The organism is Micromonospora sp. CA-263727 (assembly GCF_050942455.1).
Classification (GTDB): Bacteria; Actinomycetota; Actinomycetes; order Mycobacteriales; family Micromonosporaceae; genus Micromonospora.
The window spans coordinates 6104327-6122464 of sequence record NZ_CP192031.1; the positions used below are offsets into that span (position 1 = coordinate 6104327).

Here is an 18138-nt window from a genome sequence, read left to right on the forward strand (position 1 = left end):
AATCGAGCACCCTGGGTAGCAGAGTCGTCACCGGGAGGCTTGGCATGAGCGGACGGATTCTCGAACTACGCGTACACGGAGTGTCAAACACGCCGCCCGCCGAAACCCTGGGACTGACACCGGAGCCGGGCGGCGAGCCACCACAGCCACGGCTGGTCGCCGGCGGCCCGGTCACCGGCTTCTACCGCTCCGCCACCGCCTCGCCGGCCGACCCGATCGTGGTCGAGGCGTACAGCTGGGGACAGTTGACCTCCGGCGCGCGGACCGCGCGCGACGTGGAGCGGGCCCTGTGGACACTGCTGTTGCCCTTCACCCTGGCCAACGTGGCGCTGCACGCCCGGCCCGGCATACCGGCCGACCCGACCGACGAGCGGCTGGCCAGCCGCCCCGGGATCACCGCCTGGCTGATCCGGCTGTTCTGCCTGACCCTGACCAGCACACCGGTGCTCGCGCTGACCGGCGTCGGCGTCGATCTCATCGGCTGGCAGTGCGTGGACCAGACCTGCCTGAGCCGGATCCCCGGGCCCTGGGAGTTCCTCGCCAGCCCGTGGTGGCAGCAGGGCGGGCGGGCGCTGGCCGTCGGCCTGACCGTGCCGCTCGCCCTGATCGTGGTGCTCGGCCTCGTCGCCTGGCGCACCTACCAGTACGAGGCGGTCATGCCCGCCGATCCGGTCGATCCGCCGGTACCCCGGATGGCCGCACCGGTCGACGCCGACGCGCTGCCCAGCCAACCGGTCGACGAACCGGCTCCGGTGCCGCAGGAGCCGCCCGGCACGCTCGCCAACCCCCTCGAAGACCCCACCTTCTGGTGCGGCGAGGGGCAGCTACGCCGCGCCGCGGTGCTGCACCTCTGCACCGGTACGGTGGTGGCGGCGGCGATCCCGCTCGGCACCATCGGCGTGCTGGACCCGCCGCAGGGTGCGCGGGCGGTGCTCGTCTGGTCCACCGTGGCGCTGCTCGCCGCCGTCGTGGCGATCGCGCTGGTGGCCATCGGCCGCCCCTACCTGACCCGGCGTTCCGGGGCCACCCCGCTCGGCCCGTGGAGCGTCGCGGTCACCGTACTCACCCTCCTCGGCCTGGCCGGCACCGTGCTGGTGCTGCTACTGCCCGACGGCGCGGCCGGCACCCCACTGGCCCAGCTGCGCCCACCGGCCGGCTGCGACGCCACCCCGCTGCTGCCCGGGTGTCTGGAGGACCGGTCGCTGCCCGGCTTCGACGGGACCATCGCCTGGCTGGTCACCGGCCAACTGCTGCTGCTCATCGCCATCGGCACGACCGCCCGCTCCGGCCGCCGCGGGCTCGCCGCACCCGTCACCGCCGCGCTGCTGATCGCCGTCGGCACCGCCTGGGTCCACGGCTGGCTGCCCGGCGTCGGATCCGCTCCGCTCCAGGTCTGGCAACTCGCCCTGCCGGTGCTGGCCGTCACGGTGACCGGCCTGATGCTGCCGCGGATCCGGCCCAACGGTTCGAAGCAGCCGTTGGGACCGTACACCGACCTGGCGTGGCGGGGCCGGGCCCCGGCCGTCATCGCCGGCTTCGGCTGGCTGCTCTGCCTCGCGTACTGCACGGGGTTGCTCTACTTGGTGACCGACCACCTCAACGGCAACGTCCCGCCCGACGGCCGTCCGATGGTGGTCACGCCGGCCCCGACCACATGGGTCGGGCTGAGCTTCGCCGGCGCGCTGGTGGCCCTCGCCCTGGTCGCCGCCCGCGCGGTCGTGCTCTTCCAGCGGCTACGCCGGCACGAGTACGGCACCCTGGTGGCCGGCGGCGGGCAACTCTCCGCGCACGAGCTACGCCGGGCCCGGGACGTCAGCGCCCACCGCGCGGTCCACCGGCTGGTCGGCGAGCACGCCCTGCGCCTGATCGGCTGGTACGCGGGCGTGCTGGCCCTGCTGGCCGCCCTCGGCTGCGTGGCCGTCCTCTCCCCGGTCCATCCGAACGAGATGTCGACGACCGGCGGCACGGCCGTGGTCAGGGGCATCGCCGACGTGGGTGACGCACTGCTCGGCTGGCTGCCGGTGGCGGTCGCCGCCATCGGCCTGCTCGTCTACCGCAACGACACGGTCCGGCGGTCGGTCGGGGTGCTCTGGGACGTGGGGACGTTCTGGCCGCGCGCCGCGCACCCGCTCGCCCCGCCGAGCTACGCCGAGCGGGCCGTGCCCGAACTGCTCACCCGCACCGCCGGCCTGCTCGCGTTGACCGAGCACGATCCCCGTCGGATGGACGGCATCATCCTCTCCGGGCACAGCCAGGGCACCGTGCTCTGCACCGCGGTCATCCTCCAGTTGCCCAGCCGGTGGCGGCGGCGGATCTGGTTCCTCTCCTACGGCTGCCAGCTGACCCGGCTGTACGGCCGGGTCTTCCCCGCGTACTTCGGACCGGAGCGGCTGCCGGTGCTGACCCGGGCGCTGGCCCGCCCCTCCGGTGGGACCGGCTGGACGAACTTCTGGCGGGACACCGACCCGCTCGGCTGGCCGGTCACCGCCGGGGAACGCGACGTGGCCGTCACCGACCCCGAGGCGCTGCATCCCAGCGACGGAGAGGTGGCCGACCCGCCGATCCGCAGTCACAGCGGATACCCGGAGGCCGCCGAGTTCCAGCGGGAACGGTCCCGGGTGGCCTGGCTGCTCCGACGGACGGTCCCGTCACCCCGGCGGGGGCTCGGCTAGGCGTACCACCAGGTCGGCGCGGTCGGCGGTGCCGGCCACCAGCGCCGCGTTGACCTCGTCGCTGCCCAGCGCCCAGGCGCGGGCCTCATCCGCCGACCGCCCGTACGCGACGTGCCGCTCGACCAGCCGGCGGTGCCGCAGGTCGGCGTCCAGATCCACGAACCACGCGTCGTGCAGCAGGGCACGGACCTCGTCCCAGGGCCACTCCGGGATCAGCAGGTAGTTGCCCTCGGTCACCACCAGCCGGACCTCCGGCGGCACCTCGATCGCCCCGGCGATCGGCTCCTCCAGCTCCCGGCGGAACTCCGGCGCCCAGACCGAGGTCGGCTCCTTGCGCCGCAGCCGGCGCAGCAGCGAGACGTAGCCGTTGGCGTCGAAGGTGTCGATCGCGCCCTTGCGGGCGGCCCGGCCCAGTCGGTGCAGCTCCGCCTGGGAGAGGTGGAAGCCGTCCATCGGCACCAGCTGGGCGGCCGGGCCGACCGCCGCCACCACCTGCGCGGCCAGCGTGGACTTGCCCGCGCCGGGAGCGCCGGTGACGCCGAGCAGTTGGCGCGGGCCGGCAGCGGCGAGCGCGCGGGCACGCTCCAGCAGTTCCTCGACGGGCAGCACCCGGGCGGTGGGCATCAGGACAGGACCGGCCGGCTGATGGCAAACCGCGCCCGCACGGCCGCATGCACCGACTGCTGCTGCGGGTCGAGCTCCAGCTCCGGCGCACCGCCGCCGGCCTCGAACGCCATCCGCGCCATCATCGGCTGCCCGCCGCCGCCCTCGTCGGCCAATTCGATCAGGTCGGTGACCTGGGCACCGAGCGCCTCGGCGTATTCGCGGGCCCGCTGCACCGCATCGGCGATCGCGGCGTGCCGGGCCTCGCGGTAGGTGGGGCTGTCGGGGCGCAGCGACCACCACGGCCCGGCCACCTCGACCTGATCCTGGTCGGCCAGGCGCAGCATCAGCTCACCGAGCGCGGTGAAGTCGCTGACCGTCACCGTGGTGACCACCGAACCGTGCCAGGCCACCACCCGCTCGCCGGAGCGGCGCGTCTCGGGCCGTACCCGCAGCTCGCCGGTCTCCCGGCGGTCGACGGTCGGCTCGGCGGAGTCGAGCAGCACCCGGACGGCGGCGGCCCGCTCGGCCAGCCGGGTCAGGGTGGCCTCCCGGTCCCGGTCCCGCGCGAGCGCGGTCACCGTAAAGCGGGCGACCTCTGGAGCGACCTCGCGGTAGGCCTCGCCGCGTACCGTCACCACCGGTCCGTCCACCATGCCATCACCCTAGCGGCGGGTCCCCCGCCGCGCCCACCGATGCACCGCCCCGATCGGGCGTACGGCACCGGTGCCGGCCGTCGTCCGGGCCGGCCGCAGGCCAGCCGGTTCCGGTGAACGCGCCCTAACCGACGGTGTGCGGGAGGTGGGCGGTGTAGGTGACGGCGCCGGCATCGACCTGGCACGCGCTCAGGTGGCCGCCCGCCACGCCCAGCCCGCGCAGCCAGGCCAGCTCGCCGGCGAGGTCGCCGCCGGCCGGGAAGGACCGGACCCGCTCGTGGTGCAGCCGCCCGGCCAGCGCCAGGCGGGCGGCGCCGGCCTCGGCGTACCGGGCGGTGAGGGCGTCGCCGTCACCGGCCCGCAGCGCACCGGCCAGCTCGTCGAGGAACGCGGTGACCCCGGCCAACGCGGCCAGCACCTCGTCGCGGTTGCCACCCAGCATGTTCGCCGTGCGCTGCGGCGGAGTGCCGGCGACCCGGGTGCCGTCCCGGAAGCTGCCGGCGGCCAGCGTGAGGACCGCGTCGCGCAGCGCCGACCGCTCGGCCGCACCGGCCAGCGCACCGGCGAGCAGATGCGGCACGTGCGAGGCGAGCGCCACCACCGCGTCGTGCCGATCCGCCGCCATCGGCACCACCCGGGCGGCGAAGACCTCGGTGACCAGGGCGGCCAGGCGGCGGAACGCGGCCAGCCCGTCCGCTGCGGGGCAGAGCACCCAGGCCGCGCCGGCGAAGAGTTCCGGCAGCGCCGCGCCCAGGCCGGCCCGGTCGGTGCCGGCCATCGGATGGCCCGGCACGAACCGGTGGGTCAGCCCGCGTGCCCCGGCGAACGCCGCCAGCTCCGCCTTGGTGCTGCCGACATCGGTGAGCAGGCAGTCGTCGTCGGTCGCCGCGGCCACCTCGACCAGGGTCGCCGGCAGGGTGGGCAGCGGCCCGCCGAGGAAGACCACGTCCCGGTCGGCCACCGCGTCGACCAGCCGCTCGGCGGTGGGTACGCCGGTCGACCGGGCCCGCCTGCGGGTCGCCTCGTCCGGATCCCAGCCGGTCACGTCCAGCCCGGCGGCGTGCAGCCGGAGCAGCACCGACCCGCCGATCAGGCCGGTGCCGACCACCGCCGCCCGCAGCGGCGCATCCGGTCCGTCCACCATCCGCACCCCTCGACGTTCCTGCTCGGGTACGGGACCGACCGGTCCCGCGCCAAGGACTGTCGGGAGACCCCGGGGCGAGCGAGGCGGACTTTTCCGACAGTCTCTAAGCCCGCGCCGAGGATATCGTCCGGCCCGGTTTACCTGAGCCGGGCGGCGACCGCCGCGACCCGCTCGTCGGACTCGGTCAGCGCCGCCCGGACGTACTGCCGGGCGGCGGGGCCGTAGAAGACACCGGCGGCGACCAGGACCCCGCGCCGGGCCAGCCAGTCGACGGTGTCCCAGCAGTCCTCGCCCCGGGTGAGCCAGAGGTAGAGCCCGGCCTCGGAGTGCTCCACGGTGAAGCCGGCACCGGTGAACGCCGCGCGCAGCAGCTCGCGCCGGGCGCGGTAGCGCTCCCGCTGCTCGTCGGCGTGCCGTTCGTCACGCAGGGCCGCCACCATGGCCGCCTGCACCGGCGCGGGCACGATCATCCCCGCGTGCTTACGGATCTTCAGTAGCTCGGCCACCAGCGCCGGGTCTCCGGCGACGAAACCGGCCCGGTAGCCGGCGAGGTTGGAGCGCTTGGAGAGCGAGTGCACCGCCAGCACCGAGTCGTACGAGCCGCCACAGACCTCGGGCGAGAGCACCGAGACCGGCTCGGCGTCCCAACCCAGCGGCAGGTAGCACTCGTCGCTGGCGACCACCGCGCCGCGCTCCCGGGCCCAGTCCACCACCTTGCGCAGGTGGGTCGCGGGCAGCACCCGGCCGGTCGGATTGCCCGGCGAGTTGACCCAGACGAGGCGTACCCGGGAGGTCGGGCCGACGGCGGTCAGCGAGTCGGCGCGAACCGTGGTGGCCCCGGCCAGTCTCGCCCCGTCCTCGTAGGTCGGGTAGGCGACCGACGGCACCACCACGACATCGCCGGGGCCCACCCCGAGCAGGGTGGGCAACCAGGCGACCAGTTCCTTGGAGCCGATCGTCGGCAGCACCCCGAGCCCGTCGACGCCAGCCCCGCAGGCCCGGGCCACCCAGGCCGCGATCGCGTCACGCAGCGCCGGGGTGCCGGCGGTCAACGGATAACCCGGGGCGTCGGACGCCTCGGCCAGGGCCCGCCGGACCACCTCCGGCACCGAATCGACCGGCGTACCCATGGAGAGGTTGATCAGGCCGTCCGGATGCGCCGCCGCCAAGGCGGCCGCCGCGTCCAGGGTGTCCCAGGTGAACTCGGGCAGCCGCGACGAGACCGGCGCGGGCCGGTTCAGTGGCCCTCGCCGCGCGGCGGCTGCGCGGCGACGAAGGTGGCGTCCTTCTCCACCTTGCCGATCTTCGAGGCGCCACCGGGCGAGCCCAGGTCCTCGAAGAACTCGTAGTTGGCGCCGGTGTAGTCCTTCCACTGCTCCGGGACGTCGTCCTCGTAGAAGATCGCCTCCACCGGGCAGACGGGCTCACAGGCACCACAGTCGACGCACTCGTCGGGGTGGATGTAGAGCATCCGGTTGCCCTCGTAAATGCAGTCGACCGGGCACTCCTCGATGCATGCCTTGTCGAGCACATCCACGCACGGCTCGGCGATGATGTAGGTCACCGGTCTTCTCCTCCGCAAGACGCGCCGCGATCTCCCGCGACGGTAAGAGCCTAGTATCTCGCCGGGGAGGAGGTCGATCGTGCTCCGAGAGCAGGACGTGGGACACCGGATCGTGGTCCGACGCGTGGTGGGCAGTCGCGGTGGACGCCCGGTCTACTCCGACGCCCTCGGCGAACTCGTCGAGCTTACCGATACCCACCTCACGCTGACCACCCGTCAGGGGCGACTGCGCGTGCCGATGACGGAGGTGCACCGGGCCAAACGGGTACCGCCGGCCCGGCGGCCGACCGCCGCCGCCGTGGTCGAGCTGGAACTCGCCGCCGACGAGGCATGGCCGGCACCCACCCGCGCCCGCCTGGGCGACTGGCTGTTGCGCGCCGCCGACGGCTGGACCGGCCGGGCCAACTCGGCCCTGCCGGTCGGTGACCCGGACCGGCCGCTGCCCTCCGCGCTGGACGCGGTCGAGCGTTGGTACGCCGACCGGGGCCAGCCGGCACTGGTCAACACGCCGCTACCGCTCGCCGCGCCGGTCGGCGCCGAACTCGACCTGCGAGGCTGGGGCAGCCGCCCGCTGGTGCTGGTGCAGACCGCCCCGCTCGCCACCCTGACCGGGGCGCGACCGGAGCCGCCCTCCCTCGGCACCGGCCCGGAAAGGGCCGGCGCGGGAGGGTCCGGCCCGGGGGCCGGCTCCACCGCCGGGCTGGTGGTCGAGTTGGCGGCGGCGCCCTCGGCGGACTGGCTCGCGGTGGCGGCGGGCCGCAAGGGCGGCCTGCCGGAGACCGCCCGGCACGTGCTCACCGCCGTGGACCGGGTCCGCTTCGCCCACGTGTACGCCGACGGCAGGCTCGTCGCGGTCGGCCGCGGCACGGTGACCGGCCGGGGACGCTGGCTCGGATTATGCCTGATCGAGGTGCTGCCTGCCGCGCGCCGGCAGGGGCTGGCCGCCCGGCTGATCCGGGCGCTCGCCGACTGGGCCGCCGGCCACGGGGCGACCGATGTCTTCCTCCAGGTGGAGCAGGACAACGTGCCCGCCGTCACGCTCTACCGCAAGCTCGGCTTCACCACCCACCACACCTACCTGACCCGCGTCGCGCCGCACTGACCCGTCGGCAGAGAAGCCGAGCCGGACCCGCGCCCGGACGGCCCGCGTCAGCGGCGGACGATCCGGCGGGGCTTGGCGGCGCTGGTCTCGGCGTACCGCTTGAGGCTCTGCGAGCGGTGGTCGAGGCCCAGCGTGGTGAGCAGCAGGTAGCCCAGGAAGGCCCCGGCGGTGGTCGCCACCAGGTAGAGCACGACCTGCCAGAAGAAGGTGGCGCTACCCTCGGCGAACGGGCTTCTGCCGAGCAGAAGCGGCGCGATCAGCATGGTCAGCCCGAGCGCGATGCCGATCGAGGCGGCCGTCTCGGTGCCCCAGTGGGCAACCGGGTACCGCCGGCCCCGGGTGAAGGCGACCCAGGCCAGGATCAGCCCGATCACCCCGAACATTCCCAGCGTCACCCGGTCGGCGGCGGTTTCGTCACCGTCGAAGCCGAACCGGATGACCAGCCGGGCGACCACGTTGACCGCGAACAGCCCGATCGCGACCACCCCGATCGAGCGCCACCGCTGCCCCATCGCACGCCTCCCGCCGTACCGCCCGCCCCGATGGCGGGTCTCCTGGCAGGAATGTCTACCACCCGTTGCTGGGCGTCGTCAGTACCTACCGGGAGCCGGCGGCGGTGCCAGGATCGAGCGGAACGCCATCACCGCGAAGGTCATCGCACCGGCCACCACCAGGGTGAGCCCGACCCAGTTGCCGACGAGCAGCACATCGCCCTCGGTGGTCCGGTCGGCGGCGGCCACCATGATCACCACCCAGGGCAGCGCCGGCAGCGCCACCGCCCAGCGGCGTCCGACCGTCTCGATGGCGAACCAGCTCAGCGCGATGTTCGCGGCGACCGCCACGAGCACCGCCACCCCGACCAGCTGCCCGCTGACCCGCAGCGGCGCGAGCAGCAGCTCCAGCACCGCGGTCGCCGCCCCGGCGACGAAGACGACCAGCCCACCGGTCACCCGCAGGCCGACGTCGAGGGGCCGCCACAGCCGGGCGGGCGGGGGCGGCTCCTGTTCCGGCGGGGCGACCGACATCGCGGCGGGGAGCGTCACCGGAGACCGGCCGAGCCGACCGGCGCGCGATCCGCCGGGCCGGCGCCGACGTCCAGCCCGGCGAAGAGGTCCGACTCCCAGCCGTACGGGCCGCCGCCCGGCCCCTTCGTACCCACCGCGAGGGTGAAGTACTCCACTCCCATGAACTCGGCGCCGAAGTTGCCGGCGATCGAGTAGAGCCAGGAGGTGGCGGGAATCTGGGTGGCGTGCGCCCGCATCGCCGCCTCCTTCGCGGCGTGCTCCTCGGTGGCGTCGATCCGCGCCGCGATCTCCTTGTCCGGCGTGCAGAAAGGCAGCTCGGTCGCGTCCGAGATGCCGGCGAAGGGGTTGTCCGACGCCTCCTCGAAGTGCGTCATGCCCGCCTCCAGGACGCTCTGCGGCATCGCCGTCCAGTAGACCTTCGCCGGGGCGAGACCTTCCCGGTCGGCCAGTTCGACGGCCCGCATCGCCACCCGGTGCGCCTGGATGTGGTCGGGGTGGCCGTAGAAGCCATTGTCGTCATAGGTGATCATCACCTGCGGGCAGATCTCCCGGATGACCTCCAGCAGATATCCGGCGGCCTCGTCGAGGTCGGCCCGCCAGAACGCCCGGGGGTGCCCGTTGGTGGGCAGGCCCATCATGCCCGAGTCCCGGTAGCGTCCCGCGCCACCGAGGAAGCGGTGGTCGGTGACGCCGAGTTCGGCGCAGGCGGTGGCCAGTTCGGCGATCCGGTACCCACCGAGCTGGTCGGCCTCGGCAGCGGCGAGACCGGCCAGCTCCGGCACGTGGATCTCACCCTCCTCGCCGAGTGTGCAGGTGACCAGGGTGACGTGGGCACCGGTGGCCGCGTAGTGGGCCATCGTCGAGCCGGTGCCGATGGACTCGTCGTCGGGGTGCGCGTGGACCAGCAGCAGGCGGCGGTCAGGCAGCGTCGTCACGACGGTCACTCTAACCGGCGGTTCTCTCGTACCGGCCCCGACGCGTCCGCCCAGGTCGGTCACATCGTGTCCGGCACCGGCCTACGATCTGGCCTGTGGACTTTCCCGAGCTGGCCGCCCGCACCCGTCGGTTCAGCCACGGGGCGCCGCGCGCCGTCTCCGTGGCCGACGACGGGGCCCGGGTGGTCTTCCTGCGTTCCGCCGGCCCGGAGGACCCGGCCGACGCGCTCTGGCTGCTGGACGTCGCGACCGGCGAGGAGCAGCTGGTCGCCTGTCCGGCCACCCTGCTCGGCGCGGACGCCGACCCTGGCGCGCTCAGTCCGGGAGAACGGGCCCGCCGTGAGCGGCTGCGGCTGAGCGCCTCGGGCATCGGCTCGTACGCCCTCGACGGCACCGGGCGGGTGGCGGTGTTCGCGCTGGCCGGCCGGCTGTTCCGGGCCGACCTGGTGCACGGTGACGTGGTGGAGGTGCCCACCGTCGGGCCGGTGCTCGACCCCCGACCCGACCCGACCGGCCAGCGGCTGGCGTACGTGACCGACGCCGCCGAGGGAGTCCGCCGGGGCCAGCTGCGGGTGGTGGACATCGACGGCGCCGACAGCATCCTGGCCGGCGAGGACTCCGGGGTGGTCTGGGGGCTGGCCGAGCACATCGCGGCGGAGGAGTTCGGGCGGCACCGAGGCTACTGGTGGGCATCGGACGGGCGGTCCGTGCTGGCCGCCCGGGTCGACGAAGCCCGGCTGCCCCGCTGGCACCTGCACGACCCGGCGCAGCCGGCGAGCCCGCCGGTCGACGTCGCGTACCCGGTGGCGGGCGGGCCGAACGCGGAGGTCAGCCTGCACCTGCTCGACCTCGACGGCGGCTGGGTCGACGTGCACTGGGACCGGGAGACCTACCCGTACCTGACCGCGGTGCACTGGGCCGAGGGCGCCCCGCTGATCACCGTGCTGCGCCGGTCGCAGCAGCACGGGCTGGTGCTCGCCGTCGACCCGCGCACCGGCGAGACCCAGGTGCACGCCGAACTGGCCGACCCGCGCTGGGTGGAGCCGATCCCGGGCACCCCCGCGCACCTGCCCGACGGGCGGGTGCTGGTCGGCGGCGAACTGGCTCACGACGGGTACGACGCGCGCTGCCTCTTCGCCGACGGCACACTGCTCACCCCGCCCTCGCTCTACGTACGCCGGGTGGTCGGCCGGCTGGCCGCCAGCAGCGGCCCGGCGGACCTGCTGGTGGAGGCGAGCGACGGCGAGCCGAGCGAACAGCACCTGTTCCGGATCCGGACCAGCATCGGCGGGGGCGTCGACGCCCGCCGGCTCACCACCGACCCGGGCTGGCACGCCGCCGCGGTCGGCGGTGACGTGCTGGTCGTCGGCAGCGCCTCGCTGGACTACGCGGGCATCCGGTGGACGGTCTGGCAGGGCGACCGCGAGGTGGCCACGCTGCGCTCGCTCGCCGCCACCCCGAGCTATTCGCCGCTGCCGCTGCTGGAGCGGGTGACCGACCGGCGGCTGCCCTCGGCGGTGCTCTACCCGGACAACCACGTCACCGGGCGGCGGCTGCCGGTGCTGCTGGACATCTACGGCGGGCCGGGGCACCAGGAGGTGATCGCCGCGCGGGCGGCCTGGCTGGAACGGCAGTGGTGGGCCGACGCCGGCTTCGCGGTGGTGGTGATCGACAACCGGGGTACGCCGGGCATCGCCCCCTCCTACGAGAAGGCCATCCACCGGCGGGTGGCCGACGTGATCCTGGCCGACCAGGTGGAGGCGCTCACCGCGCTCGCCGACAAGCACCCGGATCTGGACCTGGACCGGGTCGCGGTGCGGGGCTGGTCGTTCGGCGGCTGGCTGGCCGGTCTGGCGGTGCTACGCCACCCGGAGTTGTTCCGCTGCGGGATCGCCGGGGCGCCGGTCACCGACTGGGCCCTCTACGACACCGCGTACACCGAGCGCTATCTCGGCCTGCCCGACGACGGGATGGACGTGTACGCGCACCACTCGCTGGTGGAGTTGGCGGCCGAGCCAATCACCGACCCGGCACAGGCCCGACCGCTGCTGCTCGTGCACGGCATGGTCGACGACAACGTGGTGGCGGCGCACACGCTACGGCTCTCGGCGGCGCTGCTGGCCGCCGGCCGACCGCACTCGGTGCTGCCGCTGACCGGAGCGACCCACATGGCCGCCGGCGGCCTCGCCGAACGCCTCCTCCGCCTCGAACTCAACTTCCTCCACACCCACCTGCCGTAAAGGAGGGGCCCCCTGTTAACGCCTGGTGTAGAGGCGGGGCCCCCTATTAACAGCGCCGACGGTCGGTGCCGGCCGGTGCCGTTAATAGGGGGCCCCTCCTTACATCACGGCTTGACGTGGGCGGCGATGAGGGAGGGGTAGCCGAAGACGCTGGAGACGAAGATCCCGCCGGCCTTCGAGCCGTGCACCAGATAGGCCACGTCGACGTAGAGCGGGACCACCGGGGCGTGCTCCCGCATGATCCGCTCGTCGAGCTTCGCCCACTCGGGGGCCTGCTCGGACGGGGAGAGGGTGAGGATCCGGTCGAACTCGGCGTTGATCGCCGGATCGTCGAAGTACGCCTGGTTGCTGTTGCCCGCGGCCCTGATGCTGCGACCGTCGTAGAGCACCGGCAGGATCGACGCGCCGCTCGGCCAGTCGGCAGCCCACGAGCCCAGGTACAGGTCCCAGGGGTTGTTCTTCTTCTTGATCTCGTCGAGCTTGGCGTCGGCCGGGATGCTGCGGACCGTGATCTTGAATCCGGCGCGTTCCAGGTTGCCCTTGAGCTGCGTCGCCACCTGCTGCTCGACCGAGCTGTCGGCCGCGCCGAGGACCAGCTCCGGGGTCTGCCCGCCGAGCAGATCCCGAGCCCTCTCCAGATCGCCGTTGGGCCCCGCCGGATAGGCGTCGTACGCCTCGTGGCCGATGGTGGCCGGCGGCATCAGGGTGGTCATCGGTGCGGCCACGGTCGCCCCACCGAGCACCTTGACCAGTCCCTCGCGGTCGATGGCGTAGTTGAGCGCCTGGCGTATCCGCAGGTCGGTGACCCGCCGGTTGTTGATGACCAGTTGGTTGGCGCTGGGCGTCGGGGAGAGGATGGTCCGGGACCGCAGCGCCGCGTCGCCCGCGACCCTGGCCACCAGCGGGGCGGGCACGTAGTCCCAGGCCATCGCGCTCCGGTCGGCGCCGTTGTCGGCGATCACCCGGTTGTTCGCGGCATCCGGGGTCGGGCCGAAGCTCCACACGATCCGGTCCGGATACTGGTGGCGGACCGGATCGGTGCCGGCGTCCCAGTGCTGGTTGCGCTCCAGCACAATCTCGACGCCCGCCCGGTACCGGGCAACCTTGTACGGGCCAGAGGAGAAGGGCGCGTTGCCGAGATTGAGCCCGGTGTCCTTCTCCGGCGGCAGCGGCGCGGTGGCCGGCAGCGACACCGCGAACGGCAGGTCACAGCGGGGCCGGGCGAACTCGAACCGGAGCGTGCGATCGTCCGGTGTGGTCAGGCCCGGCGGCAGCCCCGTCCGGTTGGCCCTGAAGTCCCATCTCGTGTCGTACTGAGGCGTGTCGGCCAGCCACTCCTGGAGGTAGGTGGGGCCACCTACGAGGTCCGGGTCGAAGGAGCGGGCGATGCCGTACGCGATCTCCCTGGAGGTGATCGGCCGGCCGTCCTCGAACCTGACCCCGTCCTTGATCGTGAATTCCCATGCCGTGCAGTCCTCGTTGACGTCGCGGCCCGGCGTCTCGGCGAGGTCGCCGACCAGCACCAGGTTGCCCTGGCCGTCGTCCTTCCAGGTGGTCAGAAAGCGCGTGAACAGCGGCGCGGCCATCAGGCCGACGAAGGAGTACGTCCGCTGCGGGTCCAGGTGGGAGATGGGGGTCTCCCGGATGATGGTGAAGGTGCCGCCGGGCTGCGCCCCCGCCACCGCGGGCGCCGGCCCCAACGAGTCCTTCGGGTCGGTGGCGATGACCCCGGTCTGCTGCCGGGCGATGTCCACCGTGGCGCCCTCGCCGGTGTTCCTCGTGCACGCGCCCACTGCCACCACCAGCGCGACCGCGCCGCCCGCCACCGCCGCCACGCGTGGTCTCATCCGCTGTTTCCTCCACCCGGACACCGCCGGTTCCACACCGGCGTCCGGAGAATCGTAGGGAAGAAGACCTTCGGATTCCGCAACGGATATCGATGAATCTCACCAGCAGCCGAGGCCCGGACGCTTTAGCCGAGCCGCACCCGCGGGTCGATGGCCGCGTAGAGCAGATCCACCAGCACGTTCGCCAGCACCACGAAGACCGCCGCGATCAGCACCGTGGCCATGATGGTCGGCAGGTCACCGGCGCGTACCGCCTCGACCGCCGTCCGGCCCACCCCGTGGATGCCGAAGGTCGTCTCGGTGATCACCGTGCCGCCGAGCGCCGCGCCGACGTCGAGCCCGGCGACGGTGACCACGGGCGTGATCGCCGCGCGCAGCGCGTGCCGGCCGTACACCCGGGTCCTGGTCAGGCCCTTGGCCCGCGCGGTACGGACGAAGTCCTCGCTCAGCGTCTCCAGCATCTGGGCCCGGAACAGCCGGGCGTAGATCGCGGAGAACAGGAAGGCCAGCGAGCACCAGGCCAGCACCAGCCCACTGGCCCAGCGCACCGGATCCTCGAACAGCGACGTGTAGCCCGGCACCGGCAGCCAGCGCAGCCGGTAGACGAAGACCAGCAGCAGCACCGCGCCGACGAAGTACAGCTGCGACGAGGCACCGGCGAGCGAGAAGCCGATCGCCGCCCGGTCCAGCCAGCTGCCCCGGCGCAGCGCGGAGAGCATGCCCAGACCCACGCCGAGCAGCAGCCACAGGACCGCCGCCGGCAGGACGATGCTCACCGTCACCGGCAGCACCCGGGCGATGGTGTCGGTGACCGCCTCGTTGTTCGCGTACGACCAGCCCAGGCAGGGGGCGTCGCAGCGTCCGCCCTGCGCGCCGCCGAGGTCCCGTCCGGCGACGATGCCCTTCATGTAGCCCGCGTACTGACTCACCAACGGATCGCGCAGCCCCAACTCCTGGCGCACCCGCTCCAGCCGGTCCGGGTTGCAGTTCTTCGGGCACATCCCGGTGACCGGGTCGCGGGGCAAAGCGAAGAACATCAGGAAGGTCAGCACGCTCACCGCGAAGAGGGCGAGTACGGCGGAGATGCTCCGCCGGACCAGGAAACGCACCATCAGGGCCTGCTCTCACCTCGGGTCGAGCGCGTCGCGGAGCGCGTCCCCGAACAGGTTGAAGGCGAGGACCAGCGCGAAGATCGTGACGCCGGGGAAGAAGACGAATGCCGGACCGGTCTGGAGGTGGTCCAGGCTCTGGTAGATCATCCGACCGAAGCTCGGGGTTTCCTCGGTCAACCCGACGCCGATGAACGACAGCGCCGCCTCGCCGGTGATGAACTGTGGCACGGCGAGTGAGAACGACACCAGGATCGGTGCCCAGACGTTCGGCAGGAGTTGCTGGAACAGCATGTGGCCGAGGCCGGCTCCGCTGGCCCTTGCCGCCGCCACGAACTCCCGCTCGCGCAGTGCGATCACCTGGCCGCGGACCAGCCGGGCGGTGCCCGTCCAGCCGAAGACGGCGAAGATGGCGATCAGCACCCCGACCCCGAAGGCCGGCGGCACCGCGTCCCGCTGGCCGTGAAAGCGCAGCGTCAACGTCGGGGTCAGGGCCAGCGCGACGACCAGGAAGGGCAGCGCGAGCGTCAGGTCGGTGACCCAGTTGACCACCGCGTCCAGCCAGCCGCCGAGGTAGCCGGCGAGCGCGCCGAGCACCGCGCCGATCGCGCCGGTGAGCACCGCCGCCGTGACGGCGATGAACAACGACGTACGCAGGCCGTACACCAGCCGGATGAAGATGTCCCGTCCGAGCCCGGGTTCCAGCCCGAAGAAGTGTTCGCCGGAGACGCCGCCGGCGTAGCCGAGCGGCGTGCCGGAGAGGTCCAGCCTGTCCTGGAACTGGTCGCGCGGGCCGATCCCGTAGGCCAGTTCGATCAGCGGCGCGGCGAGCGCCACCAGCACGAACAGGACCAGCATCGCCCCGCTGACCAGCGCGGTGCGGTCACGGCGCAGCCGCAACCAGGCGAGTTGCCCGGGCGAGCGGCCGACGATCCGGCGGTCCGGCGGCGCGCCGGACCCACCGCCTTCCGCACCGGCCCCGATCCCGGCCAGCGCCGCCCCGTCCACCCGCGACCGACTCATGCCGACGCCTCCCCTCCCGGTCGGCCGAGCCCGCCGGGAGCCGGGCCTGCGGCACGCCCGCCGGCAGCCCGGCAACGCCCGCCGGCAGCCCCGCCATGCTCGCCGGCAGCGGGCCGAGTGGCCCGGCCTCCGGGAAGTGGCAGGCGGTGGCCTGGGTGCCGGCAGCGCGCCGGACCAGGGCCGGCGCGTCGACCGCGCACCGGTCGCGCGCGTTCGGGCAGCGGGTTCGGAACCGGCAGCCGGAGGGCGGGGGCGGCGGGGCGGGCAGGTCGCCGGAGAGCCGGATCCGCCCGGCCGGGCCGAGCCGCGTCACCTCCGGCACCGCCGACAGCAACGCCCGGGTGTACGGGTGCTGCGGCCGCCGGTAGATGTCGTCCCGGTCACCGATCTCGACGATCCGGCCGAGGTACATCACCGCGACCCGCTGGCAGAAGTGCCGGACCACGGCCAGGTCGTGGGCGATGAAGACGAAGGCCAGGCCCAGCTCGCGTTGCAGGTCCCGCAGCAGGTTGACCACCTGGGCCTGGATCGAGACGTCCAACGCGGAGACCGGCTCGTCGGCCACCACCAGCCGGGGCCCCGGTGCCAGCGCCCGCGCGATGCCGACGCGCTGGCGCTGGCCACCGGAGAACTCGTGCGGGTACCGGTCGTGGTGCTCGGGGTTCAGGCCGACCAGCTCCATCAGCTCCCGCACCCGGGCCTTCGTCCCGCCGGGCGGAACGATCCCGTTGACCCGCAACGGCATCGCGATGATCCGGCCGACCGTGTGCCGGGGATTCAGCGAGGCGTACGGGTCCTGGAAGATGATCTGGAGGTCCGACCGCAGCGGGCGCAGCTCACGCCGGCCGGCGTGGGTGATGTCGCGCCCGGCGAATTCGATGCTGCCCCCGGTCGGCTCCAGCAGCCGCACGAGCATCCGACCGGTGGTGGTCTTGCCGCAACCGGACTCGCCGACCAGGCCCAGCGTCTCACCCGCCCGCACCGCGAAGTCCAGCCCGTCCACCGCGCGTACCAGGCCGCCGCGGCGCAGGCCGCGACGTACCGGGAAGTGCTTGGTCAGCCCGCGTACCCGCAGCAACGGCTCCGCGCCGTCGCCGCTCGCCGTCACCGGGCCGCCTCCGCCCGGGTGACGTCCGCGGCATGGTGCCGGGTCCGGTCCTCGGCGCAGAGGTGGCAGGCGACCCGGTGCCCGGCGGCGCCGGCCGGGCGCAGCTCAGGCAGCTCGGCGTGGCACCGGCCGCCGGTCTGTCCGGCGTACCGGCAGCGCGGGTGGAAGGCGCAGCCGGCCGGTACGTCGATCAGGCTCGGCGGGTGACCCGGGATCGGCGTCAGGTCCGCGTCGGCGTCGCCGTGCAGCGACGGCACGCTGGAGAGCAACCCCCAGGTGTACGGATGCTGGGGCCGGCGCAGCACCCGCTCGACGCTGCCCTGCTCGACCGCCCGGCCGGCGTACATCACCAGCACGTCGTCGGCGATCTGACCGACCACACCGAGGTCATGGGTGATCAGCACGATCGCGGTGTGGAACTCGGCCTGCACGTCGGCCAGCAGGTCCAGGATCTGCGCCTGCACGGTGACGTCCAACGCCGTGGTCGGCTCGTCGGCGATCAGCAGATCGGGATCGTTCACCAGCGCCATCGCGATCATCGCCCGCTGCCGCATGCCGCCGGAGTACTCGTGCGGGTACTGGCCGTACCTCCGTTCCGGCTCCGGGATCCCGACCCGGCCCAGCGTCTCCACCACCCGCCCGCGCACCTCGGCCCGCCCGGCCCGCGGATGGTGCACCCGGTACGCCTCGGCGACCTGCCGGCCCACCGGGTAGTACGGGTGCAGCGCCGACAGCGGATCCTGGAAGATCATGGCCAGGTTCCGGCCGCGCAGCCGGCGTACCTCCGCCTCCGGCCGGCCGACCAGCCGACGGCCGGCAACGGTGATCTCACCGGTGACGGTGGCCCGCCGGGGGTCGTGCAGGCCGAGGATCGCCAGTGCGGTGGCGCTCTTGCCCGAGCCGGACTCGCCCACCACGCCGAGGGTGCGCCCGCGCTCGACCGCGAACGACACCCCGTCGACCGCGCGCACCGTCCCACCGGCGGTGGCGAAGCTGACCCGCAGGTCCTCCACTAGCAGGTAAGGGTCCACGATCGCCTCCCTCCGCCCGGCGAAGGAAACCTACCGCCACCACCGTCTCCGCCGCCCACCCCGCGCACCAAGAGTGCGG

General features: G+C 73.7%; 15 protein-coding genes and 1 pseudogene. 3 read left to right on the forward strand and 13 right to left on the reverse strand.

The genetic code is table 11. The features are described 5' to 3' along the window. The first annotated feature begins 44 nt into the window (after positions 1–44). Positions 45–2672, forward strand: coding sequence for a hypothetical protein (locus tag ACQPYA_RS26700; protein ID WP_433529805.1), 2628 nt, complete (start codon positions 45–47; stop codon positions 2670–2672). On the opposite strand, the gene ACQPYA_RS26705 is transcribed toward ACQPYA_RS26700, so the two are convergent. The 5 genes from ACQPYA_RS26705 to fdxA all read right to left on the reverse strand — a co-directional run bounded on the left by ACQPYA_RS26705 (position 2649) and on the right by fdxA (position 6639). Next, positions 2649–3296 carry a nucleoside/nucleotide kinase family protein gene (locus ACQPYA_RS26705; protein ID WP_433529806.1) on the reverse strand — a complete coding sequence of 216 codons (648 nt, stop codon included), beginning with the start codon at positions 3294–3296 and terminating at the stop codon, positions 2649–2651. The two genes, ACQPYA_RS26700 and ACQPYA_RS26705, sit on opposite strands and share 24 nt — an antisense overlap. Then, positions 3296–3931: an SIMPL domain-containing protein gene (locus ACQPYA_RS26710; RefSeq protein ID WP_433529807.1), complete on the reverse strand. Its 636-nt coding sequence runs from the start codon at positions 3929–3931 to the stop codon at positions 3296–3298. The genes ACQPYA_RS26705 and ACQPYA_RS26710 overlap by 1 nt, the downstream gene beginning before the upstream one ends. Positions 3932–4055: 124 nt before the next feature. Then, positions 4056–5075, reverse strand: coding sequence for a prephenate dehydrogenase (locus ACQPYA_RS26715; protein ID WP_433529808.1), 1020 nt, complete (start codon positions 5073–5075; stop codon positions 4056–4058). Between the two features lie 137 nt (positions 5076–5212). Next, positions 5213–6316 carry a succinyldiaminopimelate transaminase gene (gene dapC / locus ACQPYA_RS26720; protein ID WP_433533638.1) on the reverse strand — a complete coding sequence of 368 codons (1104 nt, stop codon included), beginning with the start codon at positions 6314–6316 and terminating at the stop codon, positions 5213–5215. Next, the gene (fdxA, locus tag ACQPYA_RS26725) at positions 6313–6639 is read right to left on the reverse strand and encodes a ferredoxin (RefSeq protein WP_007464872.1); all 327 of its coding nucleotides are present in this window, start codon (positions 6637–6639) and stop codon (positions 6313–6315) included. The genes dapC and fdxA overlap by 4 nt, the downstream gene beginning before the upstream one ends. Positions 6640–6718: 79 nt before the next feature. Here fdxA and ACQPYA_RS26730 point away from each other — a divergent pair, with 79 nt between their 5' ends. Continuing rightward, the gene (locus tag ACQPYA_RS26730) at positions 6719–7741 is read left to right on the forward strand and encodes a GNAT family N-acetyltransferase (RefSeq protein ID WP_433529809.1); all 1023 of its coding nucleotides are present in this window, start codon (positions 6719–6721) and stop codon (positions 7739–7741) included. Positions 7742–7788: 47 nt separating this feature from the next. Here ACQPYA_RS26730 and ACQPYA_RS26735 read toward each other — a convergent pair whose 3' ends face one another. From ACQPYA_RS26735 to mshB, 3 genes are all read right to left on the reverse strand, one after another. Continuing rightward, positions 7789–8253, reverse strand: coding sequence for a hypothetical protein (locus ACQPYA_RS26735; protein ID WP_433529810.1), 465 nt, complete (start codon positions 8251–8253; stop codon positions 7789–7791). A gap of 78 nt (positions 8254–8331) precedes the next feature. Further along, positions 8332–8766, reverse strand: a complete 435-nt coding sequence (locus tag ACQPYA_RS26740; RefSeq protein WP_433533639.1) for a hypothetical protein — start codon at positions 8764–8766, stop codon at positions 8332–8334. Between the two features lie 14 nt (positions 8767–8780). Beyond that, positions 8781–9710 carry an N-acetyl-1-D-myo-inositol-2-amino-2-deoxy-alpha-D-glucopyranoside deacetylase gene (mshB, locus tag ACQPYA_RS26745; RefSeq protein WP_433529811.1) on the reverse strand — a complete coding sequence of 310 codons (930 nt, stop codon included), beginning with the start codon at positions 9708–9710 and terminating at the stop codon, positions 8781–8783. Between the two features lie 86 nt (positions 9711–9796). Between mshB and ACQPYA_RS26750 the strand changes: the two genes are divergently transcribed. Then, positions 9797–11941, forward strand: a complete 2145-nt coding sequence (locus ACQPYA_RS26750; RefSeq protein WP_433529812.1) for a prolyl oligopeptidase family serine peptidase — start codon at positions 9797–9799, stop codon at positions 11939–11941. Between the two features lie 104 nt (positions 11942–12045). Here ACQPYA_RS26750 and ACQPYA_RS26755 read toward each other — a convergent pair whose 3' ends face one another. From ACQPYA_RS26755 to ACQPYA_RS26775, 5 genes and pseudogenes are all read right to left on the reverse strand, one after another. Further along, positions 12046–13788 (reverse strand): ABC transporter substrate-binding protein, encoded by a 1743-nt coding sequence (locus ACQPYA_RS26755; RefSeq protein ID WP_433529813.1) that lies wholly within the window; start codon positions 13786–13788, stop codon positions 12046–12048. Positions 13789–13913: 125 nt separating this feature from the next. Continuing rightward, positions 13914–14900, reverse strand: coding sequence for an ABC transporter permease (locus ACQPYA_RS26760; RefSeq protein WP_433529814.1), 987 nt, complete (start codon positions 14898–14900; stop codon positions 13914–13916). Between the two features lie 12 nt (positions 14901–14912). Beyond that, positions 14913–15797 carry an ABC transporter permease gene (locus tag ACQPYA_RS26765; protein ID WP_433529815.1) on the reverse strand — a complete coding sequence of 295 codons (885 nt, stop codon included), beginning with the start codon at positions 15795–15797 and terminating at the stop codon, positions 14913–14915. 241 nt (positions 15798–16038) lie between these two features. Continuing rightward, positions 16039–17028: pseudogene (locus tag ACQPYA_RS26770) on the reverse strand (ABC transporter ATP-binding protein); the annotation flags it as partial. Then, positions 17025–18059 (reverse strand): ABC transporter ATP-binding protein, encoded by a 1035-nt coding sequence (locus tag ACQPYA_RS26775; RefSeq protein WP_433529816.1) that lies wholly within the window; start codon positions 18057–18059, stop codon positions 17025–17027. The pseudogene ACQPYA_RS26770 and the gene ACQPYA_RS26775, both read right to left, overlap by 4 nt. Positions 18060–18138: the final 79 nt, after the last annotated feature.

Excerpts from the sequence above, each read along its gene's own strand:
- ACQPYA_RS26700 (WP_433529805.1), top strand. The coding sequence starts at position 45 with ATGAGCGGACGGATTCTCGAACTACGCGTACACGGAGTGTCAAACACG.
- ACQPYA_RS26705 (WP_433529806.1), bottom strand. The coding sequence starts at position 3,296 with ATGCCCACCGCCCGGGTGCTGCCCGTCGAGGAACTGCTGGAGCGTGCC.
- ACQPYA_RS26710 (WP_433529807.1), bottom strand. The coding sequence starts at position 3,931 with ATGGTGGACGGACCGGTGGTGACGGTACGCGGCGAGGCCTACCGCGAG.
- ACQPYA_RS26715 (WP_433529808.1), bottom strand. The coding sequence starts at position 5,075 with ATGGTGGACGGACCGGATGCGCCGCTGCGGGCGGCGGTGGTCGGCACC.
- ACQPYA_RS26735 (WP_433529810.1), bottom strand. The coding sequence starts at position 8,253 with ATGGGGCAGCGGTGGCGCTCGATCGGGGTGGTCGCGATCGGGCTGTTC.
- ACQPYA_RS26740 (WP_433533639.1), bottom strand. The coding sequence starts at position 8,766 with ATGTCGGTCGCCCCGCCGGAACAGGAGCCGCCCCCGCCCGCCCGGCTG.
- ACQPYA_RS26755 (WP_433529813.1), bottom strand. The coding sequence starts at position 13,788 with ATGAGACCACGCGTGGCGGCGGTGGCGGGCGGCGCGGTCGCGCTGGTG.
- ACQPYA_RS26760 (WP_433529814.1), bottom strand. The coding sequence starts at position 14,900 with ATGGTGCGTTTCCTGGTCCGGCGGAGCATCTCCGCCGTACTCGCCCTC.